1 protein-coding gene is annotated in these 18,626 nt (G+C 61.4%); it reads left to right on the top strand.

Translation table 11 applies throughout. The annotated features are described in order from the left end of the window. Positions 1–548: 548 nt before the first annotated feature. Entirely contained in the window at positions 549–18,554 is an 18,006-nt protein-coding gene (locus HFD95_RS09215) for an Ig-like domain-containing protein (RefSeq protein ID WP_167430163.1), read from the top strand. Positions 18,555–18,626: the final 72 nt, after the last annotated feature.

Raw genomic sequence — 18,626 nt, 5'->3', positions numbered from 1 at the left:
TAACTCAAATTTCACTGTCGTTTTTCAACGACTTGCTGCTGAAAAATCGGAACAGGGCCACTGATAAATGATGGCTGAATCGCTTAATGAACAAATTTTTTTTTCAGCCCTGATGTTCCGGTGGTGGTGATTTTTTAACCTTTCCGCATCATTCTCGGAAACAGTCAGCAATAAATTGACATGTAAAAACAAAGGCAAAGCGGATTTCATGAAAACCTTATTTCAAGTGTGGCTTATGTAATGAAGATTAAACCATAATTAAATCTGTACATTGAAATTGTTTTTTAACACGATTACGCTAAAACTTAATCTGTCAGAAACGTTACATTTTGCGTGAGTCTGTACAAGTAAAACTAACAATAATAGCGCCGTTCGCCACTCAGGTTAGGGCGTGCGGCCAGCTTTGGCTTTGCCGTTTCGACATACACCAGGTTAAGACATCTTCTGATCTTCAGAAGGTGAAACTATGTGTGAACACTGTAAGCATAAAATAATTTTATGTTTATGGATTCAGTATATTAGCTAATCTGGTGGAGTAGAGGTTACAAATGGCAGAACTCACGCAAGGCCGTGTAGACATTATCTCGCGCGAAAACGGCACACTCATCTCGCAGTCCGTCAGCGGTTCGTCACAATCCATTAACCTCACCGAGCCCAGCGTCGTGCGCATCAGCGGCACCCGCGACATGGTGACGCAGTATGAGCGCCAGGGTAACGATCTGGTGCTGCATATGCGCGACGGCAAGACTGTCCGCTATCAGAAATTCTTCCTCGACGACGCCGATGGCCAGCACAGCGAACTGGTGTTCGATGATGGCGTCAACCCACCGGAACACGCGCTCTTTCCGCAGACCGCAGAAGGGGCTGAACTCGCTTCGACGTCGGTCACGCCAACCTATGAATCACTCGACAGCGTAGAGCCGCTGCTGCTGGCAGATAACGCCAACACCTCGATGGGTGTGATAACGGCGGGCGGTCTGGGTGTGCTCGGCTTAGCCGGTCTGGCCGTTGGCGTCGGCGGTGGTGGTGGTGGCGGCGGTGGGGGTAACGGTGGCGGCAATGACGGTGGCACCGATCCTGGAACACCGGTCACGCCGGGGACGCCTGCTATCACGCTCAATGCGTTCGCTGGCGATGATGTTCTGGATAACGCGGAAAAAAGCAGCGATCAGGTACTGAGCGGCACCACCAGTAATGTCGAAGCGGGTCAGATTGTCACTGTCACGCTGGGCGGCCAGACCTACAACGCCACCGTCGGTGCTGACGGCAGCTGGAGCGTCACTATTCCTGCTTCCGCGCTGGCGGGACTCGCCGCAGGCACCACCACCATCGACGTCAGCGTCACTAACGCGGCGGGCACGACGACCACCGGCAGCCTGCCCATTACCGTCGCGGCCGCCGATCCCGGCACACCGGCTGCGCCGTCCATTAGCCTGAACCCGTTTGCGGGCGATAACCTGCTGGATAACAGCGAAAAAACCACGCCACAAACGTTGTCCGGCAGCACCAGCAATGTCGAAGCGGGCCAGCAGGTCAGTGTGACATTGGGCGGACAGAGCTATAACGCCACTGTGGGGGCGGATGGCAGCTGGAGCGTCTCAATTCCGGCTGCCGCACTCTCGGCGCTGGCTGCAGGCAGCAGCACCATTTCGGTCAGTGTGACCAGCGCCGCGGGCACGGCGGCTTCCGCCAGCCTGGGTATCCAGGTGCAGGCACCTGACACCACCCCTGGCGTGCCAGCCCTGACGATCGCCCCGTTTACCGGCGACGACGTGCTGAGCAACGCAGAAAAAACCAGCGATCAGATTCTTAGCGGCAGCACCACCAACGTCGAAGCCGGGCAGATCGTCACGGTTACACTGGGCGGCCAGAGCTACAGCGGCAGCGTGGCAGGCGACGGTAGCTGGAGCATTACCGTGCCTGCTGATGCGCTGACCGCACTGGCATCCGGCACCACCACGGTGACTGCCACCGTTGCTAACCAGGCAGGAACCGCCGCCAGCGGTAGCCTGACCGTAAACGTAGAACCACCACTGACTCAGCCGGGTACGCCCGTTATCACCATCGATCAGTTTGCCGGTGATGACATTCTCAGCAATGCCGAGAAAAGCAGCGATCAGGTTCTTAGCGGCACCACCACTAATGTGGAAGCGGGCCAGATTGTCACCATCACGCTGGGCGATCAGACCTACAGCGCAGTAGTGGATGCGCAGGGCAACTGGAGCGTCACGCTCTCGCCTGCGGCACTGAATGCGCTGGCAGCCGGTTCGGTGGCGATTTCCGCGGTCGTCACCAGCCAGGCTGGCATTGAAGCCAGTGAAAACCGCGCGATCAGCATTGATACGCCGGTCGTTCCGGGCCCGCCATCCGTCGCGCTGGATGATTTTGCCGGGGACAACGTGCTGAGTAACGTGGAGAAAGCCACCGATCAGACACTCACCGGCAGCACCAGCAATGTTGAAACCGGTCAGCTGGTAACCGTCACCCTGGGCGGCCAGACTTACAGCGGCAGCGTTGATGCTCAGGGCAACTGGAGCGTTACTTTGCCATCGGCGGCCCTGAGCGCCCTGGCGGCAGGTGAAACGACGCTGACGGTTTCAGTCAGCAATGTGGCCGGTGATACCGTGACCGGCACGCTGCCCATCACCGTGGAAGCGCCTGTCACATTGCCGGGCGAACCCACCGTCACCATTGGTCAGTTTGCCGGGGATGACATCCTCAGCAACGATGAAAAAGGGACGGCCCAGACGCTCTCCGGCTCCACCACAAACATCGAAGCGGGCCAGACGGTGACCGTTACCTTCGGTGGCCAGACTTACCTTGGCACCGTCGATGGCAGTGGTAACTGGAGTGTAATTGTTCCGGCAGCCGCGCTGGGTAATCTGCCGGCGGGAGCTAATACCATCAGCGTCACCGTCAGCAATGCCGATGGCGTGAGCACTACCGAAATCCGCGATATCGCAGTTGAGACGCCAGTAACGGAACCGGGCGTGCCGTCTCTGACCCTGAATGATTTCGCCGGCGACAACCTTCTGAGCAACGACGAAAAAGCGGTCGATCAGCTTGTCAGCGGTAGCACCAGTAATATCGAAACCGGGCAGATCGTGACGGTTACCCTGGGCGGTCAGACCTACAGTGCCAGCGTGCAGGGTGATGGCAGCTGGAGCGTCGCCGTGCCGTCAGCCGCGCTGAATGCGCTGGCAGCAGGCACCACCACACTGACCGTCTCGGTCAGTAATGCAGCGGGCGACACAGTCACTTCAACGCAGCCAGTCACTGTCGAAGCCCCGGTAACGCAGCCGGGTGAAGCCACCGTAACCATCGACGCCTTTGCCGGGGATGACATCCTCAGCAACAGCGAGAAAGCCAGCGATCAGCTGCTGAGCGGCACCACCACTAATATCGGCGAAGGCCAGCAGGTCACTGTCACTCTGAACGGAGAGACTTTTACCGCCACGGTCGGTGCGGATGGCAGCTGGAGCGTGTCGATTCCTGCCAGTTCGCTGGCGGCGCTGACAGCCGGTAGCGCAGCCCTGAATGTGACGGTGACAGATCAGTCTGGTACTCAGATCACTGAAACCCGCGACTTCCTGGTGGAGTCAGCGGGCACTTCACCGAATGCCCCGACGCTAACCCTCAATACCTTTGCTGACGACAACATCCTGAGCAACGATGAGAAGCTGGAAGCGCAGGCGGTCTCCGGGACCACCACCAACGTCGAGGCGGGCCAGATTGTCACGGTGACGCTGGGCGGCCAGAGCTACAGCGGAACGGTTGGCGCCGACGGCAGCTGGAACATTGCCATTCCGGCCGATGCACTCGGTGCGCTGGCAGCCGGTTCTGCCTCGCTGGTGGTCACGGTCAGCAATGCGGCAGGCACCACCGTAAGTGACACGCTGCCGATCACGGTTGAGCCGCCGGTTACCGAGCCGGGCCAGCCCACTATCACGCTCGATCAGTTCGCCGTGGATGACGTGCTGAGCAACGATGAGAAAACCAGCGATCAGCTGCTGAGCGGCAGCTCAACCAATGTCGAGGCGGGTCAGGTCGTGACCGTTACGCTGGGCGACCAGACTTACAGCGCCACGGTCGGCGCGGATGGCAGCTGGAGCCTGAGCGTCCCGGCCAGCGCGCTGGCGGCACTGACGGCGGGCAACGCGACTATCGCGGCCACAGTCACCAATCAGGCGGGCGTAACAGTCAGCGAAGATCGGGTGATTGCGGTGGAAGCGCCAGCGGAACCGGGTACGCCGACGGTGACGATCGCCCTGTTTGCCGGTGACGATCTGCTGGATAACAGCGAAAAAGCGCTGGACCAGACGCTGTCCGGCAGCACCAGCAACGTGGAGGCGGGCCAGACGGTCACCATTACCCTGGGCGGCCAAAATTACACTGCGCTGGTCAACGCGGATGGCAGCTGGAGCACGCAGATCCCCTCTGCGGCGCTCAGCGCACTGGCGGCGGGCAGCAGCACCATCGCGGTCAGCGTCACAACGGCGGCAGGCGCCTTAGCTACCGACACCCGCGATATTAACGTCGCCCCGGCGGCAGGCGAACCTGGCGTGGTCTCCATTAGTGAACCGATTAGCGTGGATGGCTTCCTTAACCAGCAGGAGCTGAACAGCGATCTGATCATCAGCGGTTCTGCCGTAGGCGTTAACCCCGGCCAGGCGGTGCAGGTTAACTTTAACGGCAGCAATTACAGCGCGGTAGTGAACAGCAATGGCTTCTGGAGCGTCACCGTTCCGGCAGGCGATCTCACCACTATTACCGACGGCGTAAAACTGATTTCGGTCACCACCACCGACGCCACCGGCGCACTGCTGACCGACTCCGCTCAGCTGAATGTAGTCGCAGCCACGCTGCCGCAAATCACGCTGGAGGAGAGCGCGATCACCGATGGCCTTCTCAACCGGGTGGAAGCGGGCAGCGATCTGCTGATCGGCGGCAGCACCGGCAAAGCCGTGCCGGGCCAGCAGGTTGAACTGGAACTTAACGGTAAAACCTACAGCACCACGGTCAATCCTGACGGCAGCTGGAGCCTGGCGCTGCCGGCCGCCGATCTCGCCTTACTGCCACAGGGCGCCAACAGCCTGATCATTACCGCGATTGATGAAGCAGGCAACCGCGTGGACGAGACGCTCAACTTCAGCGTCGACACGCTGCCACCGAATCTGATTGTGGCAGAGGTCGCAGGCGGCGATGGCATTCTCAACAGCAGCGAAGTGGCTGCCGGTCTGCCGGTCAGCGGTTCAGGTGCGTTGCCGGGCGAAGTGGTTTCTGTCTCGCTGAATAACGTGAGTTACAGCGCCACCGTAGATGGGCAGGGCAACTGGACGGTGGATCTGCCGCCAGCGGCGCTGCAGGCCCTGTCAGATGGCAGCAGCTATACGCTGGTAGTTACGCTGACAGATGCCAGCGGTAACACCACCACGCAGACGCAGCCCCTGGCGGTCAGCACGCAGCCTCCGGTTGCAACCGTTACCGCACCGGGCGGTGATGGCGTCCTGACCAACAACGAACTCACTACGCCGCTGCAAATCAGCGGAACCGGCACCCCGGGCGACAGCGTGACGGTGGAATTAAACGGTAAGTCCTACACCGCCATTGTTGACGAAAACAGTAACTGGAGTGCATCCGTCCCGGTGGCCGATCTCGGCACGCTGACCAATCAGACCTATCCGGTGACCGTCACCGTGACCGATCCGGCCGGTAACATCAGCACTCAGAATACGGAACTGCGGGTGGCTACCGCGGTGCCCGCTCTGACGCTCAACGATCTCAGCGATGATGGCGTGATCAACGTCAGCGACGCGCAGCAGCCGCTAATCGTCAGCGGAACCGGCGACGAAGGCGACATCATCCGCGTCACGCTGAATAACGTGGCCTACAGCGCCGTGGTGGCGCAGGGTGGCAGCTGGAGTGTCACCGTTCCGGCATCCGACCTGGTAAATGTGCCCAACGGTACCCAACCGGTATCGGTAGTGGCGACAGACGCCGATGGTAATACCACGCCAGCCAGCAGTTCGCTGATTTTCGCCACCACACCGCCGTTGCTGGAAGTCTCCACGCCGGGCAGTGATGGTTATATCAATATCGCTGAACACACTCAGGATCTCACACTCGACGGACGCGGGGGGGCCCAGGGCGACACCGTCACGGTGAGTTTCAATGGCGAGACCTACACCGCCACCGTGGATACCGATGGCGCGTGGAGTGTTACGGTGCCCGCCGCGATTATCAGCCAGCTGGGTGACGCAACCTATCCGGTGGATGTGGTACTCAGCGATGCATATGGTAACAGCAGCACCGTACCGACCAGCGTCACTGTGCTGGCGGCAACGTCGCCGGCGCTGACCATTAATCCCGTGACCGGCGATAATCAGGTCGACAGCGCTGAACAGCTCACCGACATTCTGGTCACCGGTAACGTCACCGGCGTACCGGCAGGTCAGCCGGTATTGCTGACCATCAATGGCCAGTCTTACGATGGCGTAGTACAGGCGAACGGTAGCTGGAGTGTGTCGCTGCCAGCCGGATCGCTGGGCGGCGCAGGCGATAAAACCTTCACCGTGGCGATTACCGATGTGGCCGGTAACCCGGCGCTGCCTGCTGAAGGGCAGTTTAGCGTGGTTACTTCACCCGTACCGTCGCTGTCGATTGCCCCAATCAGTGACGACAATGCGCTGAATGCCCTGGAGGCGCAGAGCGATCTTATCCTCAGCGGCGGTTCAGCGAACCTGCCGGCTAACAGCCCGATCAGCGTAACGCTGGTGACTGGCGGCACCGTCTACAGCACGACGACCGATGAAACCGGTGCGTGGACCCTGACCGTGCCGGCTGCCGATCTGGCGACGCTGCCGCAGGGCACGACCACCGTTACCGTCTCTTCGGGTGATGTGCAGAACAGCCTGCCGCTGCTGGTGGCGACCGCGCCGCTGGCAGACCCGCAAATCAACACGCCATTCACTGACGGCATACTCAATACCGATGAAGCCAGCGCGGCGCAGACGCTGACCGGCACAGTGCTGCCAGGCCAGGCCGTCAGCGTGACCCTGGGCGGTGCCAGCTATCCGGCCACTGTAGACGCGAATGGTGAATGGAGCGTGACGATACCCGCAGACAGACTGCAGGCACTTGCGCAGGGCAGTAATCCGATTACCGTGACGGTGAGTGATGAAGCGGGTAACAGCACCAGCATCAGCGAGCCGCTGATTGTTGATACCGGCGTACCGGCGCTGACCGTTAACCCGATTGCCACCGATGGCACGATTAATGAGGCTGAAACTGCCACCGATCTGACCCTCAGCGGCACCGTTACGCCAGGTAGTAGCGTCAGCCTTGCGCTGAATGGCCAGACCTATGACGCAGTGGTTGCCGCCGATGGCAGCTGGACCGCCACCGTGCCTGCTGCGAATCTGCAACAGTTGCCAGATGGCCGTTACGATCTCAACGTGACCGTCACCACCGTCAGCGGCAACGTCGCCACTACGCCAGTGTCGGTTACCGTGGATACCACGGCACCAGACTTCAGTATCACTGCGCCCGCAGGTGATGGCGTGCTGAACATCGCTGAGCAGGCGGCAGGGTTCAGTTTCAGCGGCGCAGGCAGTGAAGGCGACCGCGTCAGTGTGACGCTGAATGGCGTGACCTACACCGGCACCGTTGATGGTGACGGAAACTGGGCGCTGGCTGTTCCGCCAGCGGCGCTTGCCGGTCTGACCAATGGCAGCAGCTATCCGGTGGTGGTCACCGTCACCGACGCGGCCGGTAACAGCAGCAGCCAGAACAGTGCCCTGACGGTTGCGACTACGCCGCCTCCGCTGGTCGTCGCGCCGGTCAGCGGTGATAACGCGCTGAACGTCGGGGAACTGGCAGAGCCACTGGTGGTGAGTGGCAGTGGTCAGAATGGCGACGTGGTCACGGTGCAGCTCAATGACCAGCTCTACAGCACCACCGTTGGCGTTAACGGCCAGTGGACGCTGCAGATCGCCCCTGAAGCGCTTGCGGCGCTGCCTCCTGGCAGTAATCTGGTGACGGTGACGGAAACCAGTGCTAACGGGAATCAGAGCAGCCAGGTGGTTGATCTGAATGTGGCAACCGCGCCGGACGTGCAGCCTGTACTGACCATCGACAGCAGCACCTTCGCCGGTGACGGCATCGTCACGACAGCGGAGCAGCTGCAGCCGATAACGGTGCGCGGCAGCAGCACGAATGTCGAACCGGGCCAGCAGGTGATCATCTCCCTGAATGGGATCGAATACAGCGGTGTGGTCGAGGCCAGCGGCAACTGGAGCATTATTCTGCCTGCGGGCGCCCTGGCTGAGCTGGGAGAAGGCAACCAGACGCTGAACGTCAGCGTCATCAACGCCGTGGGTAACACCGCCAGCAGCCCGCTTGACTTCAGTGTGGACAACACCCTGCCGTCGATCGCGCTGGCACCCGTCAGTGACGACAACTACCTCAATGCGCAGGAATTGGGTGGCGCCGTCGTGGTCAGCGGCAGCACCAGCGGTCTGCCTGATGGCAGCATTGTTACCGTGCTGGCCAACGGCACCACTGTCAGTACCACCGTGACGGCAGATGGAAGCTGGAGCCTGACCTTACCGGCAGGCACCTTTACCGGATCGGCAGACGGCCCGCAGACCATCACCGCCACCGCCAGCGACGCTAACGGACAGCCGCTGGCGACCAGCGACGCTACCCTGACGGTGATCGCCAGCGCATTGCCGGTGGCGACCCCGGGCGTGGCCTTTGATGATGGCATTCTGAACGGTGAGGAAGCCGCCGCCGGTGGCGCGATCACTGGTAACACGGGCGTGACCGGCGACGGCCAGACCGTCGTCGTGACGCTGGGCGGCAACAACTACAGCGGCACGGTCGATGCTGCAGGCAACTGGCAGGTCGCCGTTCCGGCCGATGTCTTGTCTGCATTGCCGCAGGGCAATAGTGGCTACACCGTGGTCGTCAGTGATGTGGCGGGCAACAGCAGCCAGGCTGATGGCAACCTGGTGGTGGATACACTGCCTCCGGTGCTGAACTTCATTACGCCATCCGATGGCATCATTAACGCCGCTGAAAGTCAGCAGCCGCTGACGCTGACCGGCAGCAGCGAAGCTAACGCCCTGATTGTGGCCAGCTTCAACGGCACCACCCTGAGCACCACCGCTGACGTTAACGGCGTCTGGTCGCTGGAGCTGCCCGCCACGGTTTACACCGGGCTGGGCAACGGCAGCTATCCGCTGACCGTGACCGCCAGCGATGCGGCAGGAAATGCCACCACCACCAGCCGCGACCTGGCGCTGAAAGTGGAGCCAGGCACACTGCCGACCCTGACGCTGGATGCCTTTGCCGGTAACAACGTGGTCGATGGCGCGGAGCGCCTCACCGATCAACGTCTCTCCGGCACCACCACCAACGTCGAAGCGGGTCAGCTGGTTACCGTCACCGTTGACGGCACAGTCTACAGCGCCGCCGTGCAGGCGAGCGGGGCATGGAGCCTGATCGTGCCAGCCGGTGCGCTGGCCGCGATTAATGATGGCAGCGCCAGTTTTACCGTGGCAGTCAGCGATGTGGCGGGCAACACCTCCACCAGCAATCTCACCTTTGACGTCAACAGCAATGCCTCTGGCCTGGCGATGGATGCCATCAGCGAAGATAACTACCTGAATGCGCAGGAGCTGGGTCAGGCCCTGGTCGTCACCGGTACGTCGGTGAACGTGACAGAGGGCAGCACGGTCACGTTGCTGTTTAACAACATCAGCTACACCGCGCAGGTCTCGGCCAGCGGCCGCTGGACAGTGATCGTTCCAGCTGAGGCACTGACGGCGCTCGCCGATGGGCCTTACACCCTGACGGTCACCGCAACGGACAGCGGCGGGGCGACCCTGAGCAGCGAGGCAGCGCTCAGCGTGCTGGCGACGCTGCCAGCACCGCAGATCGTCTCGGCCTTTGGCGATGGCTTGCTCAACAGCAGCGAGATCGCTACAGCACAAACCCTGAGCGGCACCACCGGCATAACCGGTGACGGCCAGACGGTGAGCGTGCTGCTGAATGGCGCAACCTACAACGGCACCGTCGACGGCAATGGCAACTGGCAGATCAGCGTGCCGGCTTCCGCGCTGGCCGGTCTGCCGGAAGATCTACTGAATTACACCGTCACAGTCCAGGATGCGGCGGGTAACACCGGCAGCAGCCAGGGCAGCGTGACGGTGGATCTGACGCCACCGACCCTGACACTGAATACGGTTGCGGGCGATAACAGTATCAATATTGCCGAAAGCACCGCGCCGATAGTTCTCAGCGGCAACAGCAATGCCGAAGCGGGACAGCAGGTCACCATTACCCTGAACAACCAGACCTGGACCACCACGGTTGACCAGAACGGCGAGTGGAATCTGACGCTGCCTGCGGGTTCGCTGGCCGGCATTCCGGCCGGGGCGTACATCCTGACCGTGACGGTCAGCGATGCGGCGGGTAACCCGGTAACCGAAACCCGTGAAATCACCGTGGCAACGGCGTCGCTGGCCGTCAGCATAGACACCCCGTTTGGTGATGGTTATCTGAACCTGGCGGAACAGGGGGTCGGTCAGACGCTGACCGGCAGCACCGGTGTAGCGGGCAACGGCCAGACCGTCAGCGTGACGCTGGGCGGGAATGATTATTCCGCTACGGTGGATGCGCAGGGTAACTGGACGCTGACCTTAACAGCGGATCAGGTGCAGACGCTGGGCGAGGGGGTTACTACGCTGGTGGTCAATGCCAGCGATGCCGCGGGTAACAGTGGTTCGCTGACCAGCGCCGTTACGGTCGATCTCACGCCGCCAGTGCTGACCGTCAATGCCATCGGCGGCGACAACATCATCAATTCGGTAGAGGTGCTGGAAGCGGTCGCCATCAGCGGCAGTGCGTCGATAGCGGACGCCGGACAGACGGTCACCGTCAGCTTCCAGAACGTCGATTACACCACTCAGGTGCTCTCTGACGGCACCTGGGAGGTGACACTGCCAGCCAGCGTCGTGCAGGGGCTGGCAGACGGCAACTACACCGTTGCTGTCTCGATGACCGATGCCGCGGGGAACCCGGCCACGGCCACCCAGACCCTGACGCGTGATGCTGACACTCTGAACCTGCCAACCCTGACCATCGGGACCATCAGTGATGATAACTTCCTTAATCAGGCGGAGTCGCTACAGGATCTGAACATCGGCGGCACCAGTAACAACCTGGCGGAAGGCCAGCTGGTGACGGTGACGCTGAATAACATTCAGTACAGCGGCACGGTGGCAGCCGATGGCAGCTGGACGGTGACCGTTCCGGCCGCCGATCTGGGTAATCTGCCGGATGGCGATCAGCTGCTGGTCGTGGTCTCAGCGGATACGTCTGGCAATCCGGCCAGCGCCAGCACCAGCCTGGTCGTGCTGGCCAGCGAGCAGGTTCAGCCGACGCTGACCATGAACGTGGTAGCCGGCGATGATGTGATTAACGCCACCGAGGCCACAGCGGATGTCGCGGTCAGCGGCAGCAGCACCCTGCTGGCAGCGGGTACGCTGGTGACGGTGTCGTTTAACGGCACTGACTACAGCACCACGCTCGACGCTGACGGCAACTGGACGGTGAATGTGCCGTCTGCTGCCTTTACCAGCGTGGCTCCGGGCAGCACGCAAATCTTTACCGTGACCGCCACTGATGTCGCAGGCAATCCGGCGACCGCCACTCAGGAGGTCAGTTTCATTACCACACCGCCTGCGCTGACGAATATCACGGTCGATGCGGGAGATACCCTTAACCTGGCGGAGTCGCTGCAGGATCTCACCATCAGCGGCAGCACCACGGGCGCATTGCCGGTGACGGTGACGCTGAATAACGTCAGCTATACCACCACGGCCGATGCCGACGGTAACTGGTCACTTACTATTCCGACCGCTGACCTGCAGCAGCTGGCGGACGGCCCCAATGCGATTACCGTTTCGGTCACCGACGCGGCGGGCAATATCACCACGGATAGCACCACGACACTGGACGTAGCGTTTAATACCCTGCCAGCGCTGACGCTGAATACGCCGTTTGGCGATGCGCTGGTCAGTGCGGCAGATGCGGAAGGGGCGTTAACGCTGAGTGGTGACAGTACCAATCTGCCGGAAGGCAGCGTGGTGAACATCTCTGTAGGCGGGCAGAACTTCAGCACCACCACGGATGCCAGCGGTAACTGGACGCTGAACCTGGCACCGGGCGCGCTGACGGGCCTGGCCGATGGATTGACCCAGGTGGTGGTCAGCGCCGCGGATGGTGCCGGTAATCCGGCGCAGGTTACCGCAGGCGTTGAGATCCTGCAGAGTGATCCTGTTTCAGCCGCCTTCGACACGACACTGTTCGGCGATAACATCATTAATATCAGCGAAGCCGGTTCCGTTCAGCTGGTCACCGGCACCTCCACCGTCGTGCCGGGCCAGACCCTGAGCGTCACGGTAGGCGATGACAATATCCCGCTGTCGGTGACGGTCGATGCCAATGGCAACTGGACTGCCAGCCTGCCCCCAGAGTTCATTGCCAGCCTGGGAACCGGTGAACATACCCTGACCCTCACCACCACGGATCGGGCCGGTAACAGCATTGAAACGACCAAAACGTTCGTCGCCGCGATTACGCCGATTGCTGACCCAACGCTGGATACGCCATTTATTGATGGCCGTATCAATGCTGAAGAGGCCGCCTCAGGCGGATCCCTGACTGGTGCGGTGAATATTAATAACGCCGCGTCGGTCACGGTGACCATTAATGGCACGGTCTATTCCGCTACGCTCAGTGCGGATGGTTCGCGCTGGTCGCTGGATCTGCCACCTTCTGTATTGCAGTCATTGCCGGATGGCAACTGGCCGGTGAGCGTGACGGTTACCGATGCGAACGGCAACGTCGGCAGCACCAGCGGCACGATACTGGTCGCCGTTAACGCGCTGCCGGATGTCACCCTGAACCTGCCGTTTGGCGACGGTGCGCTGAACGCAGCAGAGGCGGCCGGTGAACAGATCCTCAGTGGCACAACCGGCATTACTGGTGCCGGACAGACGGTAACGGTGCTGATCTCCGGCTTTAACAACGGTCAGCCGCTGGCAGCCACGGTGCAGACCGATGGCAGCTGGTCTCTGGCCCTGTCGCCCGCGCAGTTAGCCACTTTCACCAGCGGCACCCACACCATTACCGTGACGGCGACCGATATCGCGGGTAACAGCGACGCGACGGCGCAGAACGTGGTGACAGAGGTGGCGCTGCCTGTGCCGACCTTCAACCCAGGCGCATTTGGCGGCGACAACCTGCTGAACATCAGTGAAGCCGCGGCAGGGGTGACTCTGACCGGCACCACCGGCAGTGTCGGGGCGAACCAGGCGGTCAGCATTACCGTGGATGTCAACGGCAGCCTCTATTCTGGCACCGTGGCGAGCAACGGTAACTGGACTGTTAACATTCCTGCCAACGCCCTGAGTTCACTGGGTGACGGTGCGCAATCACTGACGGTTAACGTCGTGGATGCGGCGGGCAACAGCGCGTCGGCGCAGCTGCCGTTCACCGCGGATCTCAGCGCGCCGCAGCCTGCGGTCAATCCGGAATTCCTTGGCAGTTATGTGAATGGCGGCGATGTGGCCGCGGGAGTGACGCTGAGCGGAACCACCGGTGAGGCGGGCGCGAATCAGACTGTGCAGCTTACGCTTGGCGGCACAACCTATTCTGCGACAGTGGATGCCAATGGGAACTGGACGGTGCCACTGACAACGGCGGAGCTTTCACTGCTGCCGGATGCCACCTATCCGGTTACCGTGACAGCAACCGATGCGGCGGGCAACAGCACCACCATTAACAGCTCGCTGGTGCTCGACACCACACCACCGGTGCTTAATGTTGCCGCCTTTACCGGTGACAATGCGCTGAACTACGCCGAGAGCATTCAGCCGCAGAGTCTCAGCGGCACCGCAGCGGGAGCCGAGCCGGGATCAGTGGTTTCAATCTCGCTGAATGACACACTGCTTGGCACCGCGATAGTGACAGCCAACGGCAACTGGAGTGTAACGCTGACGCCAGAACAGATGGCCACCTTTGGTCCATCGACGACCCTGGCGCTGGCAGTGACCGATCTGGCAGGCAATACCGCCAACGGCACGGTTGCGCTGACGGTAGATCTTACCCCACCGCCAGGGCCGCTGGTTACGCTGGGCACGGTGTCGGGCGACAACATCATCAGCACCCAGGATATGGCGGGTGGTGTGGTAGTGAGTGGCACCTCCGCTAACCTCGGCGTAGGTGGGGTAGTGACGGTGTCGATCAATGGTCAGGAGTACGCGACTACGCTGGATGGGTCGGGCAACTGGTCAACGGCGGCATTGCCGGTCAGCGCCTTTGGCAATGCGGACGGCAGCGTCGCCATCACGGTGAATGCTACCGACGGCACTAACCCTGTGACTACCAGCGGTAACGTGCTGATCGACCTTACGCCACCGGCACTGACTCTCAATCCGTTTACCGGTGACAACCAGGTCAATGGCAATGAAAGTGCCACCAGCCAGGCCATCAGTGGCACCGCCGATCTCAGCGAAGTGGGTCGCACGGTGGTGGTGACCTTCAATAATCAGACCTACAACGCCGTGGTGCAGAGCAACGGCACCTGGTCCACAACGGTTCCTGCCAGCGCGATGCAGGCTCTTCCCGATGGCAGCTCGCCGGTGATCACCGCGCAGCTGGCGGATGCGGCCGGTAACGTGACGACGACCACCCAGACGGTGACGGTGGATACCGCCGCGCCGCTGGTCCAGGTCGACGCGTTCCTCGGCGACAACGTGATCAACGCCGCTGACCTGGTGCTAAGCCAGGTGCTGACCGGCAGCGCGCAGGGAGCAGAAGGCCAGACCATCGGTCTCTATCTGGGCGATGCCGCGCCGATCGCCACCGCGACGGTGGGTGCTGACGGACGCTGGAGCATCGATCTCGCGCCGGATGTCCTGTCGAGTCTCACTGACGGTGCGCTGGTGTTTGGCGTGAGGGTCAATGACGGTGCGGGCAACCAGACCGACGCCACGCTGACGGTCAACAAAGTGGTCAACAGTGCGCTGACGCTGGTGGTCGACTCGGTGTTCGGCGACGGCACGCTCAGCGCGCTGGATACCACGGTGGCGCAGACTATCTCCGGGGTTGCGACTTCGGCGGGTGTGGGCGCCACGGTATCGGTAGTGCTGGGCGGCACAACGCTCTCTGCGTCAGTGGGCCAGGATGGTAAATGGGCCATCGTGGTGCCGCCTTCGGTGCTGGGCCTGTTAAGCGATGGCAATCTTGCGCTTGACGTCACCCTGACCGATGCCGCGGGCAACACCCGTACCGTCGGTGAAACCGTCACGGCGATTGTCGATGCGGTGCCGGTGGTTGGCGCGCTCACCGGGCTGTTTGGCGGTGATAACCTGCTGAACATTGCGGAAGCCGCTGCCGGACAGCTGGTCAGTGGCGTGATAGAAAATGCGGCTGTGGGTTCCCAGGTAACGGTCACCTTTGGCAGCAAGAGTTACAGCACGACGGTGCAGGCGGGTGGAGTGTGGAGCGTTAACCTGCCGGGCAGCGATCTGACCTCTCTGCTGGATGGCAATCTGACGCTGGGTGTCAGCGTCAGAGACGTGGCGGGCAATGTCGCCTCCAGCAGCGCATCCATCGGCATCTTTACTCAGACGCCATCAATCTCGCTGACCTCACTGTTTGGTGATGGGGTGCTGAACCTGGCCGATATCGCCACCGGACAGGTGATCAGCGGGGTGGTGAACAACGTCGCGCAGGGCAGTGTGGTGACGCTCTCGGTTGGCAACAGCCAGGTGACCGCCACCGTGGGTGCGGGCGGGGCGTTCAGCGCCACAGTGACGCCAGATATTCTGGGCACGCTGGCGCAGGGCAACCTGACGGTGGGCGCATCGGTAACGGATGCAGCGGGCAATACCGCCAGCACCAGCGCCGGTATCCGGGTCGATACGCTGCTGCCGACCATCACCGTGAATCCGCTGTTTGGCGACGGTCTGCTGAACGTGGCGGATTCGCTGGTCACCCAGGTGATCGGTGGGGTGATTGGCGGCGCGGAAGCGGGATCGCGCGTGGTGGTGTCGGTAGGTTCACAGCAGTTGGTGACGGCGACCGATGCCAATGGCAACTTTAACGTCTCGCTGACGCCAGCGCTGTTGCAGGGGATTGCAGATGGCAATCTGACCGTGGGTATCAGCGTCACCGACAGCGCGGGTAACACCAACAGCACCACGGCCGGGGCACTGGTCGGTATTCACAACCTGCCGAAAGTCACCCTCAATCCACTGTTTGGCGACGGCGTGCTGAACCTGGCAGAGTCGCTGGTGACTCAGACCATCAGCGGCACGGTCTCCGGGCTGGCTGCGGGTAGCAGCGTCAGGCTGACGATTGGCAACACTATCGTCGACGCGCAGGTCAACGCGGATGGCAGTTTCTCAACCGCCATCTCGCCAGCGATTCTGTCAACGCTGCTGAACGGTAACTTCACCGTCAGCGCGGCTGTCACCGATCCGGTCGGTAACGTCAGCAGCACCAGCGCGGGCGTGTCACTGGGACTGTTCCAGCCGACTCTGTCGGTGAATACGGTGTTTGGCGATGGCGTGCTGAGCGCCGCGGATCTGGCCTCTAACCAGACCCTGAGCGGGACGTCCAGCCTCTCTGCCGGTTCAACCGTCAGCGCCACGCTGAATGGCCTGACCTACACCACCAAAGTGGTCAGCGGCGGCAACTGGAGTATTACCGTCCCGAAAGCGGATCTTGTTGCTATCACTGACGGCAGTAAAATCGTTACGGTCACCGGCACTGATGCCTACGGTAACGTGGCAAACAGCAGCGGAACGCTGAGCGTCATCAGTCAGTCGACGCCGGTGGTCGCCATTACCTGGCTGTTTGGTGACAGTGCACTGAGCGCGGTGGATGTGAAAACGGCGCAGACCATCAGCGGCACCGCCAGCAACGCCGAGGGATCGGTCGTGCGTGTCACGCTGGGTGGCCAGACTTACAGCACGACGGTGAGCAGCAACGGCAACTGGAGTCTCTCTGTTCCGGCGGCTAACCTTGCTGCCATTACTGACGGTCTGCAGACCGTCACCGCCAGCGTGACCAACGGTGCGGGCAGCATTGGCAACACCTCGGCGTCGCTGGGTGTGGTCAGTCACACCACGCCAACGGTCAGCGTCAACAGCTTCTTTGGCGGCGATGGCTACCTCAATATTGCGGAAGCCAACAGTACTGAAACCATCAGAGGAACCAGCACCAACGCGGCGGGCGGCACGGTCACGGTAAACGTGGCGGGCAATATCCTCACCACTACTATTGGTGCGAATGGCGCCTGGAGCATCATCGTGCCGTCAGCGACGCTGAAAGGGATCGCCGATGGCAGCCATCCTCTCACCGTCACGGTGGCGGATATTGGCGGCAACACCGCAACCAGCACCAGCAGCTTTACCGCGCTGTCGCACAATCAGCCGCTGGTCGGGGTCGATCCGGTGCTGAGCATCGTCGGTTCTTTACTGGCGGGTCTGGTGGTGCAGGGGGGATCGCTGAATGCCGCGCAGGGCTCGAAAGTGAACGTTACGCTGCTGCTCTCCAACGGCAACAACGGCCCGACGCTGAACACCACGACCGATGCGCTGGGGCGTTACGCGGTTAACTTCTCACCTTCACTGCTGTCGGTGGGTGGCCTGCTGCTGTCGCTGGGAACGCTGGCGAAAGTCACGATTACCGACGCGGCCGGTAACAGCTACTCGACCACCAATACCCTGTTGCTGGGTGCGCTGCTGCCGGTAACGCTGGCGGCAAACGAATCGGTTGCGCTGTTCTCGGTGGCGGATGACAGCGCTACTGTCGCCAGCGCGGAGACGCAGCATAACAGCAGCACCAGCAGCGACGAGAGCAGCGCCCATGTGGCGGTGGCTTCCACGTTGATCACCGAAGCGGATACCGTGACGCCAGTCAGCAGCAGTGAAAACGCGGCGGCAAATGACGCCGCGGTGGCAGCGACACCGGCAGAGGAGGCGGGTTACACCATCGGCGGCGTCGTGATTACGCTGGCCGATGGCAGCACCATTGAGGGGGCGACAGTGACCGGCAGCAGCGGGGCGGATATCGTGACGGTCAGTGACCTTAACTTTACCCATATTGATGGCGGCGCAGGCACCGATACCCTGGTGCTGAATGGTGAGCATCTCAGTCTGGATCTCACCGCGCTGGGCCTGAAGGTCGAACACATTGAGGTGCTCGATTTGGGTAAAACCGGAACCAACTCCGTGAAGCTCGATCTCAATGAAGCACTCAATATCACGGATAAGCAGAGTGACGATTTGCTGATCAAAGGCGCAGATGGCAGCCAGGTGACACTGGCTAACAGCAACGGCGGAATCTGGGAAGTGACGGGCGAGCGTACCGTTGAGGGCAGAGTCTTTGAGATCTACCACAACTCGGCGCTGACCAGTGATAACACCCTGGGCGATGTGCTGGTGCAGCAGAACCTGCAGGTTCATGTTGTGTAGTGACTGAAAGGTCTGTTCAGAAGATGAATAGAGCGGGTGCGAAAGCACCCGCTTTTTTTGTTTTAGTCACGT

It is taken from the genome of Pantoea sp. EKM10T, from assembly GCF_011800685.1.
Lineage (GTDB): Bacteria > Pseudomonadota > Gammaproteobacteria > Enterobacterales > Enterobacteriaceae > Pantoea > Pantoea agglomerans.
This window is presented reverse-complemented; position numbering and strand designations above follow the sequence as displayed.